This is a genomic window from Streptomyces sp. NPDC060002, from assembly GCF_042737245.1.
Classification (GTDB): domain Bacteria; phylum Actinomycetota; class Actinomycetes; order Streptomycetales; family Streptomycetaceae; genus Streptomyces.
Genome location: NZ_JBHWUW010000001.1, coordinates 296,129 through 311,903 on the forward strand (window position 1 = coordinate 296,129; position 15,775 = coordinate 311,903).

The 15,775-nt window shown below is 72.4% G+C and carries 15 protein-coding genes; 5 read left to right on the plus strand and 10 right to left on the minus strand.

Annotated elements, in window-relative coordinates:
• Positions 1-17: 17 nt before the first annotated feature.
• From ACFWBD_RS01330 to ACFWBD_RS01350, 5 genes are all read right to left on the minus strand, one after another.
• Positions 18-971 (minus strand): lysophospholipid acyltransferase family protein, encoded by a 954-nt coding sequence (locus tag ACFWBD_RS01330; protein ID WP_385660944.1) that lies wholly within the window; start codon positions 969-971, stop codon positions 18-20.
• On the minus strand, positions 971-1,744 hold the full coding sequence (locus ACFWBD_RS01335) for a GNAT family N-acetyltransferase (protein WP_385660946.1): 774 nt from the start codon (positions 1,742-1,744) through the stop codon (positions 971-973). Before ACFWBD_RS01335 ends, ACFWBD_RS01330 begins: the two co-directional genes overlap by 1 nt.
• Positions 1,745-2,061: 317 nt before the next feature.
• Positions 2,062-2,811 (minus strand): succinate dehydrogenase/fumarate reductase iron-sulfur subunit, encoded by a 750-nt coding sequence (locus ACFWBD_RS01340; RefSeq protein ID WP_054241185.1) that lies wholly within the window; start codon positions 2,809-2,811, stop codon positions 2,062-2,064.
• Positions 2,808-4,766, minus strand: a complete 1,959-nt coding sequence (locus ACFWBD_RS01345) for a fumarate reductase/succinate dehydrogenase flavoprotein subunit (RefSeq protein ID WP_385660948.1) — start codon at positions 4,764-4,766, stop codon at positions 2,808-2,810. Before ACFWBD_RS01345 ends, ACFWBD_RS01340 begins: the two co-directional genes overlap by 4 nt.
• Before the next feature lie 2 nt (positions 4,767-4,768).
• Entirely contained in the window at positions 4,769-5,440 is a 672-nt protein-coding gene (locus ACFWBD_RS01350; protein ID WP_385661498.1) for a succinate dehydrogenase, read from the minus strand.
• 131 nt (positions 5,441-5,571) lie between these two features.
• Between ACFWBD_RS01350 and ACFWBD_RS01355 the strand changes: the two genes are divergently transcribed.
• Positions 5,572-6,456: a LysR family transcriptional regulator gene (locus ACFWBD_RS01355; protein ID WP_385660950.1), complete on the plus strand. Its 885-nt coding sequence runs from the start codon at positions 5,572-5,574 to the stop codon at positions 6,454-6,456.
• A 182-nt stretch (positions 6,457-6,638) separates the two neighbouring features.
• Here ACFWBD_RS01355 and ACFWBD_RS01360 read toward each other — a convergent pair whose 3' ends face one another.
• Positions 6,639-7,529 carry an NAD(P)H-binding protein gene (locus ACFWBD_RS01360; protein ID WP_385660953.1) on the minus strand — a complete coding sequence of 297 codons (891 nt, stop codon included), beginning with the start codon at positions 7,527-7,529 and terminating at the stop codon, positions 6,639-6,641.
• Positions 7,530-7,651: 122 nt separating this feature from the next.
• On the opposite strand from ACFWBD_RS01360, the gene ACFWBD_RS01365 reads away from it, so the two are divergent.
• On the plus strand, positions 7,652-8,503 hold the full coding sequence (locus ACFWBD_RS01365) for a LysR family transcriptional regulator (protein WP_385660956.1): 852 nt from the start codon (positions 7,652-7,654) through the stop codon (positions 8,501-8,503).
• A 2-nt stretch (positions 8,504-8,505) separates the two neighbouring features.
• On the opposite strand, the gene ACFWBD_RS01370 is transcribed toward ACFWBD_RS01365, so the two are convergent.
• The 4 genes from ACFWBD_RS01370 to ACFWBD_RS01385 all read right to left on the minus strand — a co-directional run bounded on the left by ACFWBD_RS01370 (position 8,506) and on the right by ACFWBD_RS01385 (position 13,302).
• Positions 8,506-8,838 (minus strand): DUF4440 domain-containing protein, encoded by a 333-nt coding sequence (locus tag ACFWBD_RS01370; protein WP_385661500.1) that lies wholly within the window; start codon positions 8,836-8,838, stop codon positions 8,506-8,508.
• Between the two features lie 188 nt (positions 8,839-9,026).
• On the minus strand, positions 9,027-11,162 hold the full coding sequence (locus ACFWBD_RS01375; protein WP_385660959.1) for a putative bifunctional diguanylate cyclase/phosphodiesterase: 2,136 nt from the start codon (positions 11,160-11,162) through the stop codon (positions 9,027-9,029).
• Complete coding sequence (locus ACFWBD_RS01380) at positions 11,159-11,971, minus strand: SAM-dependent methyltransferase (protein WP_385660962.1); 813 nt, start codon at positions 11,969-11,971, stop codon at positions 11,159-11,161. The genes ACFWBD_RS01375 and ACFWBD_RS01380 overlap by 4 nt, the downstream gene beginning before the upstream one ends.
• A gap of 359 nt (positions 11,972-12,330) precedes the next feature.
• Positions 12,331-13,302, minus strand: coding sequence for an SCO0930 family lipoprotein (locus ACFWBD_RS01385; protein ID WP_385660965.1), 972 nt, complete (start codon positions 13,300-13,302; stop codon positions 12,331-12,333).
• Between the two features lie 285 nt (positions 13,303-13,587).
• Between ACFWBD_RS01385 and ACFWBD_RS01390 the strand changes: the two genes are divergently transcribed.
• From ACFWBD_RS01390 to ACFWBD_RS01400, 3 genes are all read left to right on the plus strand, one after another.
• Complete coding sequence (locus tag ACFWBD_RS01390) at positions 13,588-14,208, plus strand: hypothetical protein (protein ID WP_385660968.1); 621 nt, start codon at positions 13,588-13,590, stop codon at positions 14,206-14,208.
• Between the two features lie 21 nt (positions 14,209-14,229).
• Positions 14,230-14,994 carry a hypothetical protein gene (locus ACFWBD_RS01395; RefSeq protein WP_385660971.1) on the plus strand — a complete coding sequence of 255 codons (765 nt, stop codon included), beginning with the start codon at positions 14,230-14,232 and terminating at the stop codon, positions 14,992-14,994.
• A 224-nt stretch (positions 14,995-15,218) separates the two neighbouring features.
• Positions 15,219-15,761: a hypothetical protein gene (locus ACFWBD_RS01400; RefSeq protein ID WP_385660974.1), complete on the plus strand. Its 543-nt coding sequence runs from the start codon at positions 15,219-15,221 to the stop codon at positions 15,759-15,761.
• Positions 15,762-15,775 lie beyond the last annotated feature (14 nt).

Sequence of the window (15,775 nt, forward strand, 5' to 3'; positions counted from 1 at the left end):
GATGCGTCATGATCCCATCAAGACGCCCCGAGAGCCCCTCGCTCAACGGGAATTCGTCCGGCGGGTGCCTGCGCACCGGCTCGCTCACCGGCTTTCCGGGGCACCCGGCGGCGACCGTCGAGGCGGTGGCCGGCCGGCCCGGAAAGGCCGTCGGGCCGGCCGAACGGGGTGACGAGCTGCCGCTCCCGCGCCTCGCCCCGCACCTGGGCGCCGGCGGCCGCGGCCAGCGTCCTGCGGTCGGGGTGGCTGCCCGGCGCGAGCGCGGGCAGGACCTCGACCTCCGCCACCAGGCCGCGCGCCGACACGACCCGCCACAACGAGGCGAGCAGCGGGTCGTCGCCGACGAACGCGGCCACGGTGCCGGCCGCTCCCGCACGGTCCCGGTAGCGGATGCGTACGGGCTGCACCGGCACCCGGGCGTCCAGGGCGGCCTGGAACACCGCCCGCCGGAAGCGCCCCTGGGCGCGGCCGCACCAGGTGCTCCCCTCCGGGAACACCGCCACCGCCCGGCCGGCGCGCAGCGAGTCGGCGATCGTGGCGACCGTCGCGGGCAGCGCCCGCAGCCGGTCACGGTCGATGAACAGGACACCGCCGCGTGCCACCAGCGCGCCCGCCACCGGCCATCCGCGGATCTCGGCCTTGGCGAGCATCCGGGCCGGACGGACGCCGGCCAGCAGCGGGATGTCCAGCCAGGAGATGTGGTTCGCGACCAGCAGCAGCCCGGTGCCGGTGGGCGCGGCCGCGCCGGTCACCCGGACCCGCACCCCCGCCGCCCGCACCACTGTCCGGCTCCACCCCCGCACCACCCGGGACGGGAACCACCCGCCCGCCGGCGCCAGCACCACCCCGACCAGGACCAGCACGACCACCGCCGTGAGCCGCAGCACGGCCCGCGGGACGGCCGTGAGGGACACCGTCGCCTCCACGCACGCCCGCGGGGTACAGGGCGCGCTGGGCAGCCAGACGCTCATCAGGCCGGGACGAGCGAGAGGAAGTGCCGCAGGTAGCGCGGGTTGACCCGGCTCATCGGCAGCAGCACATACAGGTCTGCGACACCGAAGCCGGGGTCGTGGGCGGGTTCCCCGCACACCCAGGCGCCGAGGCGGAGATAGCCGCGCAGCAGGGCCGGGAGTTCGGTGCGGGCGGCCGGGCCGGTGCCGTTCGGGGTCCAGGGCCGCAGCGGCCGTACCCGGTACTGCGGCGGGGCGAGGTGCTTCTCGCGCACCCGGTCCCAGGTCGCCGTCGCCAGGGTGCCGCCGTCCGCCAGCGGGATGGAGCAGCAGCCGGCCAGCCACTCGTGGCCGCGGTCCACCATGTAGCGCGCTATCCCGGCCCAGATGAGCCCGATGACGGCGCCGTCGCGGTGGTCGGGGTGCACGCACGAGCGGCCGACCTCGACCAGGCCGGGCCGGATCGCGTCGAGCGGGCCGAGGTCGAACTCGCCCTCGGAGTAGAGCCCTCCGGCGACCGCGGCCCGCTCGGGCGGCAGCAGGCGGTAGGTGCCGACCACTTCACCGGTGGCGTTGTCCCGGATGAGAAGGTGATCGCAGTACGCGTCGAAGGCGTCCGTGTCCAGGCCCGGTTCCGGGCCGTCGAGCCGGGCGCCCAGCTCCCCGGCGAACACCTGGTGGCGCAGCCGCTGCGCGGCCCGGACGTCGTCCTGGTCGCGGGCGAGCGACACGAGATAGCCGGATCCGCCGGGCGGGACGGCGAGGGCGGGGGGTGCGACGGGCATGGCGGTCATGGAGGTCTCCTGCGCGGGGCGGAAGAAGCATGGGGACGGTGCACGGGGATGCGCACCTGCTTTCTTCCGCGCCCGGCTGGCCTCGGCGTGACCGGCACGGGGCCCGTGGATGTGCGGCTGCTGAATGCCAGAAGCTCCGCCCGGGGCCGGACGCGAGACGGGGCCGGGGATGAGCACCACTCCCGGCCCCGCCCGTCCGCACCTCGTCGGCGAACGTCTCTTCTCGAAGCGGGCGTCAGGGATCCCAGGGGTGCGGGGAACCAGGCGACCTGCCCGACCGGACCCGCGGCCCCGGAACACCGCTCCGACCTGCGGCGCTACCGCTTCGCGACCTTCCGCGTGGCCCGCAGCCACTCCTTGTTCATACCGGTGATGGACACCAGCGGGATGCCCTTCGGGCAGGCGGTCGCGCACTCGCCCGCCAGCGTGCACCCGCCGAACCCCTCCTCGTCCATCTGCGCCACCATGTCCAGCACCCGGGTCTCCCGCTCGGGCGCGCCCTGCGGCAGCACGTTCAGGTGGTTGACCTTGGCGGAGGTGAACAGCATCGCCGCGCCGTTCGGGCAGGCGGCCACGCACGCCCCGCAGCCGATGCACTCGGCGTGCTCGAAGGCGAAGTCGGCGTCGGGCTTGGGCACCGGCGTCGCGTGCGCCTCGGGGGCGGCGCCGGTCGGGGCGGTGACGTACCCGCCGGCCTGGATGATCCGGTCGAAGGCGCTCCGGTCGACCACCAGGTCCTTGACGACCGGGAAGGCCGCGGCCCGCCACGGCTCGACGTCGATCGTGTCGCCGTCCCGGAAGGACCGCATGTGCAGCTGACAGGTGGTGGTCCGCTCCGGCCCGTGCGCGTCGCCGTTGATGACGAGCGAGCACGCGCCGCAGATGCCCTCGCGGCAGTCGTGGTCGAAGGCGACCGGGTCGTCGCCGCGCAGGATGAGCTCTTCGTTGAGGGTGTCGAGCATCTCCAGGAAGGACATGTCGGGTGAGATGCCGTCCACCTCGTACGTGGACATGGCGCCGTCGGCGTCCGCGTTCTTCTGGCGCCAGACGCGCAGGTTGAGCCTCATGCGTAGCTCCGCTGGGTGGGATGGACGTACTCGAAGACCAGGTCTTCCCGGTGCAGGGCCGGGGCCTCGCCCGTCCCGGTGAACTCCCAGGCGGCCGCGTAGGCGAACGCGTCGTCGCGCCGGGCCGCCTCACCGTCCGGGGTCTGCGACTCCTCGCGGAAGTGGCCGCCGCAGGACTCGGCACGGTGCAGCGCGTCGAGGCACATCAGCTCGGCGAGCTCCAGGTAGTCGACCACGCGGTTGGCCTTCTCCAGGGACTGGTTGAACTCCTCGCCGGTGCCGGGCACCTTGATGCGCCGCCAGAACTCCTCACGGATCTGCGGGATGCGCTCGAGGGCCTTGCGCAGACCGGCGTCCGTGCGGGCCATGCCGCAGAACTCCCACATGAGTTCGCCGACCTCGCGGTGGAAGGAGTCCGGGGTGCGGTCGCCGTCGACCGAGAGCAGCAGGTTGAGGCGGTCCTGGGTCTCCGCCAACACCTCCTGGACGACCGGGTGTTCGAGGGTCACCTCGCCCTGGTGCGGGTTGCGGGCGAGGTAGTCGTTGATGGTGGCCGGGAGCACGAAGTAGCCGTCGGCCAGCCCCTGCATCAGCGCGGAGGCGCCGAGGCGGTTGGCCCCGTGGTCGGAGAAGTTGGCCTCGCCGATCGCGAACAGGCCGGGAACGGTGGTCTGGAGGTCGTAGTCGACCCACAGGCCGCCCATCGTGTAGTGCACGGCCGGGTAGATCCGCATCGGCACGGTGTACGGGTCCTCGGCGGTGATCCGGGCGTACATCTCGAAGAGGTTGCCGTACTTCTCCTCGACCGCCGCCCGGCCCATCCGCCGGACGGCGTCGGCGAAGTCCAGGTAGACGCCCTGTCCCCCGGGGCCGACTCCCCTGCCCTCGTCGCAGACGTTCTTGGCGGCGCGGGAGGCGATGTCCCGTGGGACCAGGTTGCCGAAGGAGGGGTAGATGCGCTCCAGGTAGTAGTCGCGCTCCTCCTCGGGGATCCGGTTCGGCGGACGGTCGTCGCCCTTGGCCTTCGGCACCCAGATCCGGCCGTCGTTGCGCAGCGACTCGCTCATCAGCGTCAGCTTCGACTGGTGGTCGCCGGTGCGCGGGATGCAGGTCGGGTGGATCTGCGTGAAGCAGGGGTTGGCGAAGTACGCGCCTCGCCGGTGTGCCCGCCAGATCGCGGTGGCGTTGGAGTTCATGGCGTTGGTCGACAGGTAGAAGACGTTTCCGTAGCCGCCGCTCGCCAGGACGACGGCGTCCGCGAAGTAGGTGTCGATCCTGCCGGTGATCAGGTCGCGCGCCACGATCCCGCGGGCCCGGCCGTCCACGACGATCAGGTCGAGCATCTCGGTGCGCGGGTGCATCTCGATGTTGCCGGCGGCGATCTGCCTGCTGAGGGCCTGGTAGGCGCCCAGCAGGAGCTGCTGGCCCGTCTGGCCGCGGGCGTAGAAGGTCCGCGAGACCTGTACGCCGCCGAAGGAACGCGTGTCGAGCAGCCCGCCGTACTCCCGCGCGAAGGGCACGCCCTGGGCCACGCACTGGTCGATGATCTCGACCGAGATCTGCGCCAGCCGGTGCACGTTGGACTCCCGGGCCCGGAAGTCGCCGCCCTTGACGGTGTCGTAGAACAGCCGGTGGATGGAGTCGCCGTCGTTGCGGTAGTTCTTCGCCGCGTTGATGCCGCCCTGCGCGGCGATGGAGTGGGCCCGGCGCGGGGAGTCCTGGTAGCAGAACTGGACGACGTGGTAGCCCTGTTCGGCGAGGGTGGCGCCGGCCGAGCCGCCCGCGAGGCCGGTGCCCACGACGATGACCGTGTGCTTGCGCCGGTTGGCCGGGTTGACCAGCTTGGCCTCGAAACGGCGCTTGTCCCAGCGCTCGGCGACGGGGCCGGAAGGGGCCTTGGTGTCGACGACCGGCTCACCGGTCCGGTAGTCCGCGTAGGCGGAGAAGGCAGTCATGTTCAGCTCACCACTCCGGTCATGACGCCCACGGGTACGGCGAGGAAGCCGGCCGTGAGCAGCAGCGCGAGGACGTCGGCGACGGTCTTGAGGGCGCGGTCGCGGGTGCGGCTGCCGACGCCGAGGGTCTGGGCGGCGCTCCAGAAGCCGTGCCGGACGTGCAGGCCGACGGCGAGCATCGCGACGATGTAGATGACGTTGCCGTACCAGGTGGAGAAGGTGTCCACGACGTTCTGGTACGGGTGGCCCGCCTGGAAGCCGCCGCTGTGCACGGTGCCGGTGGTCAGGTCCAGGATGTGCCACACGATGAACAGGGCCAGGATGATGCCGCCCCAGCGCATGGTGCGGGTGGCGTAGCTCGCCCGCGCCTTCTTGTGCACGTACTTGCTGGGCCGCGCCTTGATGTCGCGGCGGCTGAGCTGGTAGGCGGAGACGGCGTGGGCGACCACCGCGACGACCAGCACGACGCGCACGAGCCAGAGCGTCCACTCGTAGTGCATGAACGGTTCGCCGACGGTGCGCAGCCAGTGGGCGTAGTGGTCGAACTCCTCCGCACCGAAGAAGATCTTCAGATTGCCGATGACGTGGACGACCAGGTACAGCAGCATGATCATGCCGCTGACGGCCATCACCGTCTTCTTGCCGACGGAGGAGTCCCACACGGTGCGCGCCATGGACGGCCGTCGGTCCGTCCGCGTTGCCAGAGCCATGGGTCAAGACGCTAGGGCCGGACCACCCCATCGGTCCAAGACATGGTTGGCCTTGATTCCATAGGCTCCGACTATCGCCGAGCTAGTCTTGGGGCATGCAGTTCCAGCAGCTCCAGTACTTCGTGGCGGTCGCCGAGACCCGGCACTTCACCCGGGCCGCCGAGCTCGTGCATGTGGCGCAGCCTTCGCTGTCGCAGCAGATCAAGGCGCTGGAGCGGGAGTTGGGGGCGGATCTGTTCCTGCGGGCGCGCGGCAACATCACGCTCACCGACGCGGGCGAGGCGCTGCTGCCGCTGGCGCGGCGGATCCTCGCGGACACGGAGACCGCGCGGTACGAGGTGCAGGAGCTGGTGCAGCTGCGCAGCGGGCGGGTGCGGCTCGGGGCGACGCCGAGTCTGTGCACGGGTCTGCTGCCTGACGTGCTGCGCGCCTTCCACGACCGCTATCCCGGCATCCGGCTGCTGATCGAGGAGGGCGGCTCGCACGACCTCGTCCGGGAGCTGGCCCGCGGCGCCCTCGACCTCGCCCTGGTCGTCCTGCCCCTGCCGACCCCGGCCCCGGCCCTGACGACGGTGGAGCTGCTGCGCGAGGACCTGGTGGTGGTGTCCTCCCCGGAGGCCTCCCGGCCGGGGAACGGGCGGCGGACCGTGCGGATCGCCGACCTGGAGGGCGAGCGTCTGGTGATGTTCCGGCACGGCTACGACCTGCGGGAACTGACCGTGGCCGCATGCCGGGCGGAGGGGTTCGAGCCGGACTTCGCGGTGGAGGGCGGGGAGATGGACGCGGTGCTCGGCTTCGTGCGGGCCGGGCTGGGGGTGGCCGTCGTCCCCCGGATGGTGGCCGCCCGGGCGGGCCGGGGGCTGCGGGTCACCCCGCTCACCCGGCCCGGCCTGCACCGCGCGATCGCCCTCGCACACCGCAGCGATGTGGCCCCGCCCCGGGCGGCCCGAGAACTCCAGCGCATGCTGCTGGAACGCTGACCAGCACCCACACCCGACGCCAATCCCGCCAGGCGATACTCACGAGCCGGTGCCGGCGAGGCGTCGCCTGCCCGGGGCGGCGCCGTCGGCGGGGCGGGAGTGCCGAGCGGCCACTCCTGCGAGGCGAGGCCCACGGGCCGACGCCGGTGTGGCAGGCCCGCGGGGTGCGGCGGCGGGCGTTGTCAGCCGTGGACGGCCGGCTTCAGTACCTCCTCGCACCACTGGCGGAAGCTCGTGGGCGCGGTGTCCGGGGTGCTGGGCTGGGTGGCGCCGTAGAAGCCCTGGGTGTTCTGGGCGTGCATCATGTCGGCCACACCCCGTGCCCAGGCCTCCGTGGCGCCGAAGCCCGTCAGCCTCGCCCTCAGGTCGGCGACGGTGATCTGCCGGACCCGTACGGGCCGGTCCAGCACCTCGGAGACGACCCGGGCCATGCCCTCGGGGCTGAAGGCGTCGGGGCCCACCAGCGGAACGTCCGCGTATCCGGTCCAGGAGTCGTCCAGGAGCAGCCGGGCCGCCTCGGCGGCGACGTCCCGGACGGCGCAGGTGCGCACCACGCGATCCTGCGCGAGCGCCTCCGACCACACACCCTCGGCGCGGATCGAGGCCGTCTGGCGGAGCAGGTTCTCCATCAGCGACGGCGGACACAGCGCCCGGTAGTGCACGCCCGTGGCGGCGATCGCCTCGTCCATGGCCAGGGAAGCCGAGATCTGCCCGGCGTTCTCGGCGACGCCCCGGCCGAGGGTCGAGACGGCCACCACCCGCTCGACGCCCTGGCCCTCGATCAGCTCGCACAGCGGATCGGTGAAGGCACGGAAGTGGCCCTCGACGCTGTCCGCCCCGGGCGTCGGGGGCACCAGCCAGAAGATCCGGCCGGCGCCCTCGCACGCCTCCTTCAGGACGGCGGGGTCGGCGTGGGACCCCTGGACGACCTCGACGCGTTCGCGGGTCTGCGGCGAGAGCCGGGCGGGGTCGCGGACGATCACCCGGACCGGTGACACGCCGTTGCCGGCGTCGAGCACACGGGCCAGGACCTCGCGGCCGATCTGGCCGGTCGGAGTGGTGACGACGATCATGAACTGCTCCAGAGCTCGCGGTGGTCGGTATGCGTCGAGCCTGCTGCCCCGCGCGTCGGAACTGAAGGATCGATCGGCTCGCGGTTGTTACCCTCAGAGCAATACCGATCGGAGGGCCGCCCATGGAGTCCCGCCCGCTGCGCTACTTCGTCGCCGTCGCCGAGGAGCTCAACTTCGCCCGCGCCGCCGGCCGGCTGGGCATCTCGCCGCCGCCACTGTCCCGGGCGATCCGACAGCTGGAGACGGAGCTGGGGGCGGTCCTGTTCGAGCGGACCACGCACAGCGTGTCGCTGACCCCGGCGGGCGAAGTCCTGCTGGTGGAGGCCCGGTTCGCGCTCGCCGCGCTGGAGGCCGCGGGGCGACGGGCCCGGCGGGCCGCGGCCCCCGAGCCGAAGCTGGCGCTTGCGGTGAAGGCCGACGGGGACGCCGGGCTGCTGGAGGGGATCCTCGCCCGGTACGCGTCCGATCCCGCGGCGGTGCCGGTCGCCGTCCGGCTGTGCGCCTGGCACGAGCAGTCCCGGCTGCTGTGCCGGGGCGAGGCCGATGTGGCCCTGGTCTACGAGCCGTACGACCGCACCGGCCTGGACACGGAGGACCTGGCCGCCGAGCCGCGCGTCGCCGCCCTCGCCGTGAGCCATCCGCTCGCCGCCCGGGCCGCGTTGCGCCTCGCCGACCTGGGCCTGCGCCCGGACGAGGCGCACCGCTACATCGACGAGGTACGCGGCAGGGGCCAGGACCTCGCCCAGCTCCTCACGCTGGTGGGCCTCGGCGAGGTCGTCGCCCTGCTGCCCGCGTCCGTCGCCGACCGCTACCCCCGGCCGGGCGTGGTCTACCGCCCGGTCCTGGACGCGCCTCCTGCCGTCCTGGCCATCGCGTGGCCGCAGCAGTCCCGCTCACAGGCCGCGGCGGCGCTGGTGCGGGCCGCCGTCTCCGTGGCCGAGGAAGCCCGCGAACGCGAGCGCGAGGCGGGCTGACGCTACGCGGCCTCGGGCGGCACCGGGGTCCCCTGGTGGTAGTACATCCGCCAGCCCGTCTCCTCGCTGCGCTTGCGCCACAGTGAGCTGCGCCGGGCATGCCGGCCGTCGAAGTCCGTCTCGTAGGTGAGGTGGACCAGACCGGGCGCCAGGAGGACGCCCTCGATCGCCGACGGCCGGTAGCGGGGGCCGCTCCGCGAGCTGCCCTGGTGCTCGGGCAGCCAGGCCAGCATGTCCTCGTACGCGTAGCGGCGGCCCGAGGAGCCGACCTCGACGAACTCGGGGTCGAGCAGCCGCTCGAAGAGGTCCCGGGAGGCACGCACGGCCGGGTCCATCAGGGCCAGCTCCCCGGCGATCGCCTCGCCCACGCCCTCGTCCACGCAGCCGCCCACGCCGTCGTTCGCGGCGTCGTTCGCGTCGCGGTACAGGCCGTCGTCCGCGGCGCGGTGCACGTCGTCGTCCTCGTGGGTCACCCGGCCATCCTCGTGGGTGACCCCCGCACTCCCGCAACCGGGTTGTCCGCTCACCCGGTGGCGTCCACCAGGGCCAGCTCGTGGAGCCGGTCCGGCGGGCCCGGGCGGGCGTAGTACCAGCCCTGGGCCGTGTCGCAGCCCAGTATCCGCAGTTGCTCGGCCTGCGCGCCGGTCTCCACGCCCTCCACCGTGACCGCGAGGTCCAGGCTGTGGGCGAGCGAGACGATCCCCTCGACGATCTTGAGGTCGACGGGGTCCGCCGGGAACTGCTGCATGCCCTGGGTGAAGGAGCGGTCCAGCTTGAGCACGCTCACCGGGAGACGCCGGAGGTTGGCCAGGTTGGAGTAGCCGGTGCCGAAGTCGTCCAGGGCGATGTCGACGCCCATCTCGGCGAGCCGGCGCAGCGGCTTGAGCAGGTCGTCGTCGGCGCCGATCAGCGCCGACTCGGTCACCTCCAGGCACAGGGCCTCCGGTGCGACCCCCGCGCGTTCCAGGATGTCGACGGTGTCCTGCACCAGACCGGGATGGGTGAGCTGGCACGGGGAGAGGTTGACGTTGATCCGGAGGAGATCCGTGTCGCCGCCCCGCTCCCGCCACTCGCCGGCCTGACGGACCGACTCCTCCAGGACCCAGCGGCCCAGCGGCACGATCAGCCCGGTGTGCTCGGCGAGCGGGATGAACTGGTCGGGGCCGAGCACCCCGTGCTGCGGATGCAGCCAGCGCACCAGGGCCTCCGCGCCGCGCACACTGCCGTCGCCGAGGTGGACGAGCGGCTGGTACTCGATGAAGAACTCGCCGCGGTCGAGGGCCGCCGGCAGCGCGGTGGTCAGGCTGTGGCGGGTGATCGCGCGGGCGTCGGCCTCCGGGTCGGCGAGCTCGAAGCGGTTGCCACCCGCCGACTTGGCCCGGTACATGGTGATGTCGGCGCTGCGCAGCACCTCCGCCGCGCTGCGCTCCCCCGCCGGGCCCTCGACGATGCCGATGCTGCCGCGCACGGTCAGATCCCGGCCGTCGATGCCCACCGGCGCGATCAGGGCGTTCATGATGCGCGCGGCCAGTTCGTCGACCTCACCGCGGGTGTCGGGGCCGGTGGTCAGCGCGACGAACTCGTCGCCGCCGAGGCGCGCGACCATCTCACCGGGCGCGGTCGCGCAGGACTGGAGCCGGTCGGCGACCTCGACGAGCAGCCGGTCGCCGGCCGCGTGCCCGAGACTGTCGTTGATGGTCTTGAAGCCGTCCAGGTCGAGATAGCACAGCCCGAAGCGCTGCCCCTCGCCGGCGCCGAGCGCCTTCTCCAGGCGTTCGAAGAACAGGGTGCGGTTGGGCAGGCCGGTGAGCGCGTCGTGGGTGGCCTCGTAGCGCAGCCGGAGGTTGAGCAGCCGGCGCTCGGTGGTGTCTTCCATCAGGGCCAGCGAGTACTGCGGGGCGCCGTCCGCGTCGCGCAGCAGGGAGACCGTCAGATTGGTCCACAGGGCAGTTCCGTCGGGGCGGCTGAACGCCTTCTCCGTGTGGTAGTGCTCGCGTTCGCCGCGGACCAGCTCGTCGTACAGTCTCCAGGTCTGGGGCGCGTCCTCGGGATGGGTCAGGTCCTGGACCTTGCGGCCGCGCAGGGTCTGCTCCGAGCCGCCGAACATGCGCAGCAACGCCCCGTTGACCTGGAGGACGTTGCCTTCCAGGTCGGCGATGCCGATTCCTATCGCGGCGCCCTCGAAGACGGCGCGGAAGCGGGCCTCGCTCGCGTGCAGCGCCAGCGCGACCACGCCCTGGGCCCGCAACGCGGCCTGGGCGATGGCTTCCTGTTCGGCGAGCGTGCGCTCGCGCAGGGCCTGTGCGTAACCGGCCGCCATGGCGTGCTGGAGCCTGGCGGAACGGGCGCGCAGATCCTCCTGGAGCCCGTTCTCGCCGCAGTAGAGCACCAGATAGGCGTCGACGCAGTCGAGGGAGCGGCTGAGTGCCTCGGGGTCGGTGCAGTGCGCGTCGACGAGGGCGGCGCCGACCGCCTTTCCCGTGTCGGCGTCGAAAGCTCGCTCCAGCAGCGCCCCGCGCAACCGCCGGGCCAGCGGCAGGAGTTCTTCCTCCAGTTCGGGCCGGGTCAGCGACGTCGAGGTCACCGGGAACACGGCCCGGCTCCAGATCGTCGCGAACCGCCTCAGTCTGTCCTCCGGCCCGTCCGGCTCGGCGGTCACGCCGTACGCCCCACGCCGGCGAAACCGGAGAGGGCCCATGGGTCCTCGTCCTCCGGCGCCGTGTCCGGCCGCCAGTGCGGCATCGGCACCAGTCCGGGTTCCACCATGTCGTACCCCTCGAAGAACCGCGCGATCTCGTCACGCGAGCGCATGATCAGCGGGTTGCGGATGTCCTTGTACACGTCCACGGCGCCCCCGGCCCGCTCCGGTGGCAGTGGGATTCCCTCGTACGAGGCATGGGTGAGCAGGAGCAGACTGCCGGGCGCGAGCGCGGCGGTGAGCTCTTTCACCGCCGCGAACGGGTCGTCCGCGTCCTCCACGAAGTGCAGTACGGCGACGAGCAGCAGCGCCACCGGCCGGTCCAGGTCGATCAGTTGCGCCACCTGCGGGCTGCGCAGGATCTCCTGCGGCTTGCGCAGATCGGCGGCCACGACATCCGCGTCGGCGTTGCCGGCCAGCACCGCCTGGCTGTGCGCGACGGCCACCGGGTCGTGGTCGACGTAGACCACGCGCGCCCCGGGACTCACCGCCTGGGCGACCTCGTGCACATTGCCGAAGGTGGGGATGCCGGAGCCGATGTCGAGGAACTGGGTGACGCCCTCGTCGGCCGCGTACCGCACGGCGCGGCGCATGAACGCCCGGTTCGCCTGGCTGATCTTCGGAAGCCCCGGCAGGAACTCCATGGCCTTGCGGGCTGCTTCCCGGTCGACCTCGAAGTTGTGCGAGCCGCCCAGGTAGTGGTCGTAGATCCGCGAGACGCTCGGCACCGAGATGTCGATGCTCCGAGGGGCCCATGCGGGTCGCTCCATCTATCTCTCCAAGGCGTAGGCGATCCGGTGTTCGAGCTGAGGCTACTGATCGCCCGCCAAAGGGGCGAGTGGAAACGGAAATTGACCGTCCGTTCCCGGTCACTGCCTGCGGCACGTGCCGAATCGACGTCCCCCGACGGGCTACTTGAGGTTCCCGGGTCGTTCCGGAGGGTTCCGGAGCGGTCCGCGGGGCGGCGAAAGTCTACGCACAGGAAGCGGCACCCGGACAAGCACGGCGGACCGGCGGAACGGACAAGCACAACGCACAACGGCCCGCCCCCTCCGTGCGGCGCGGAGGGGGCGGACCAACGGTCGTGCGCGATGGGGCAGCTGTGGGATCAGCCCTGGGGAGGTGACCTCTACTGCGCCGGCGCTCCGACCAGCTTTCCGTTCGGCGCGACGGCGTACCACGTGCCGCCCACGCCCTGGCCGTTGATGTCGCCGGGCGACTTGTCACCGGAGAAGGTGTAGATCGGCGAGCAGTTGATCGTCTGCTGCTTGGTGCCGTCGGACCGGGTGAAGTTCATGTAGCCCTTCTCCTGGATGCCCTCGGTCTCGTTGAACGCGACCGGCGCGACGGCCGGCCACTTCTCGAGGCAGGCGCCGTTGCAGTTCGACACCGGCTCGGGCCAGGCCTTGTCCTTCAGGAAGCGGTAGACCGTCATGCCGTTCTTGTCGACGACGATCTCGCCGAGGTTGGCGTCCTTGCGGACGGACAGCCCGGCCAGCTCGGTGCCGGACTCGGAGGACGAGCCGGACTTGGCCTTCTTGCCCTCGGGGGTGAGCGCGAACCACTTGTTGCCCACGCCCTGACCGGTGGTGTCACCGGCCTTGGCGTCCTTGGCGTAGTAGTACGCGGGCCAGCCGGCAACGGTCAGCTGCTTGGTGCCGTCGGTGCGGGTGACCTCGCCCAGCAGCGACTTGTCGATGCCGTCGCCGGCGGAGATGTCATCGGCGGAGACCGGCGGCCAGGCGGTCGCGCAGTCGCCGTCACAGTTCGACTTCGGGGGTTCGGCGGTGTCCGCGTCGAAGCGGTAGAGGGTCTTGCCGCCGCCGTCGGTAAGGATCTTGCCGAGTTCGCCGTTCGCGGTGATGGCCAGTTCGCCGGCGCCCTGCGCGGCGGCCCCTCCGGTCGCACTGGCGCTCGCACCGGAGCCGACGCCACTGCCGACGCCCGTGCCCACGCCGACGCCCGCGATGCCACCGGCCGGAGCCGTGGCCCCGACGTTCTGGCTCGACGACGTGCCGCTCTCAGAACCGCACGCCGTCGTCAGCGCCAGCACGGCCACAGCACTCGCCGCAAGTGAGGCGCTCCGCCAGGTGGTCTTCATCCTCAACAACTCCCCGATCGTCACAAGGTGTTGCAGCGCCCTGCTGCGCCGCCGCACGGCACTGAATACGCATGGTGACGGTCGTTGTGTTCAAACACGGCACAAAATTCTTTTCGCGACCTGTGACACCGGCCGCGACGGGGCCGCCGGATCGCACATGCGCACGGCCTCCCGCATGCGCGAACGCACCGCCCGGCAAACCTGTGGACGTGAACTTCCCCCGTTCGGGGCAATCCCCACCGGGCGTGGGCGTGAGCCGGTACGAGACGCCGCATGATCTCCGTCGTGCATGGACCCGAACCGACCCGATCCGCCCTTCTCACCCGGACTCTGGCCCTGGTGACCGCGGCCTGGATCCTCGCGGCCGTCCCGGCCGGGGTGGCCGCGGCCGACGCGTGCGCGTACGCCTCGACCGGCCCGGACGGCACCGAGGCGGTGGCGGTCGCGGGGAGTCACTCGTGGCCGACTCCCCCGGTGTGCCCGGAACCGACGCCGACGCCCACCCCGACCCCCACCCCGCCGAAGCCGAAGCCCCCGCCCAAGCCGACGCCGACCCCCACACCCACCCCGGCCCCCACCCCGCCCCCGAAGCCCCCGCCACCGCCTCCCGAGCCCAGGCCGCACGCGCCGGAGCCGCGCCCGAAGCCGCCACCGGCGCCCGCGCCGCCCCGCCCCGCGGCACCGCTCCCGCGGCCGGCCCCCACACCCCCGCCGCCCCCACCGGCTCCCGCCCCCGAGCCGAAGCCGACGCCCACGCCACGCCCGTCCGCGACCCCGGTGAGCTACCCGGCGTACCACGCCTCGCCGCGGCAGCGACCGGTACGCCGTGGCCAGTCGCCGGTCACCTACGTCCTGCTCGTCACCGTGCCCGCGGTGATCGCCGTCGCCGCGCTGCGGCCGCGCTAGTGCCGACCCTGGAGGCATCTCTTGCCGGAATGGCTTGTTCTCACCCTCGCGATGCTCGCCGCCTGCGCGGTGGTGGTCGTCATCACCCTCCTACGGCACCGCAGGGCGCCCGAGGACGAGGACCCCTCCGAGACCCCGGACGTCATCGAGTACATGACGATGTGGATCGGCGTGGTGTACGCCATCGTCCTGGGCCTGGCCATCGCCGGCGTCTGGGAGGCGCGCAGTGTCGCCCAGGACCACGTCCAGGCGGAGGCGCAGGCGCTCCACGAGATCTCGGAGCGGGTACGCGTCTACCCGGCCGACGCCCGTGACCGTATTCGGGAGGATGTCAACGCCTATGTCGGACACGTCGTCACCACCGAGTGGAAGTCGATGGCCGAAGACGGCGAGGTGACGAAGCGCGGCGACGAACTCCTCCAGCGGGTCCGGGTGGACGTCACCGACTACGTGCCGGCGTCCGACTTCCAGGCGCAGGCCTACCAGCCGCTGCTCGACCAGATGGCCGCCGCGGACCAGGCGCGCAACGCCCGGGCCGAGTCGACCGGGGCGACCATGCCGGGCGTGGTGTGGTTCGGACTGCTGGCGGGGGCCGGCATCACCATCGGCATGGTCTTCGCGCTGCAGATCCGGCGCACACCCCGCGAACTGGTGCTGGCCGGGCTGTTCTCCGCGCTGATCGCGTTCCTGCTCTTCCTCATCTGGGACTTCGACGCGCCCTACAGCCGGGGCGTCACCGCGTCGGCGGAACCGTTCCTCCATCTGTTCCCCGGCGTCAAGGGCTGACGTCCGCTCACCGCACGCTCCCGCGACGGGGGACGGCCGCCACGCCGTCACCGTCCCCCGGTTGCGGGAACGGCATCCCCTGAGCGGCCCACACGCTTGCCCCATTCGCGCGACTGCGCGCGCGGGAGCGCACACATGTTCCTAGCGTTTCGGTCATCGAGGTGCATTTATGGCGCGAGCGGAAAAAGGTCCGCCGCTGCTCCTCGGGGACCGGAGGATCCACCATGCACGCGATACGCGTCGCTTCGGCCGCACTGCTGGGCGTCACCGCCCTGGCCCTCTCCGCACCCGCCGCCGCCGTCGCGAGCGACGACGACGACCACTACGTCATGTCCAACGGCTACAGCGTGCTGCCCTCGACGATCGCGGCGGGCGGACAGGTCAGTCTTCAGGTGGACCGCAACGCCAGTGGCTGCCGAAGCTCCGTGACGGTCTCCTCGGGCGTGTTCGACGCGGTCGTCATCCCCAGGGGGTCCTCCTCCGCGGTGGCCAGGGTCGACCGGGACGCCAGGGCGGGTGCCTCGTACCGGGTGACGTTCGCCTGTGGCGGCATCAGCGCCGTCACGGAGTTGACGATCGCCGGCGGCCGTCCGGTCGACCCCACACCGGTGCCCTATCCGGTCCCGCGGGGCGTGCAGGCCGGTGAGGGCGGCACCGTCGCCGGGTTCGACCTCGAGGAGATCGGGCTGGGCGCCGCGCTCATCGTGGGCTCGGTCGGCGCCGCGTACTACTTCTCGCGACGCCGCGCCGGCGGGGACGGCGGCTGACGGCACACCGCCGA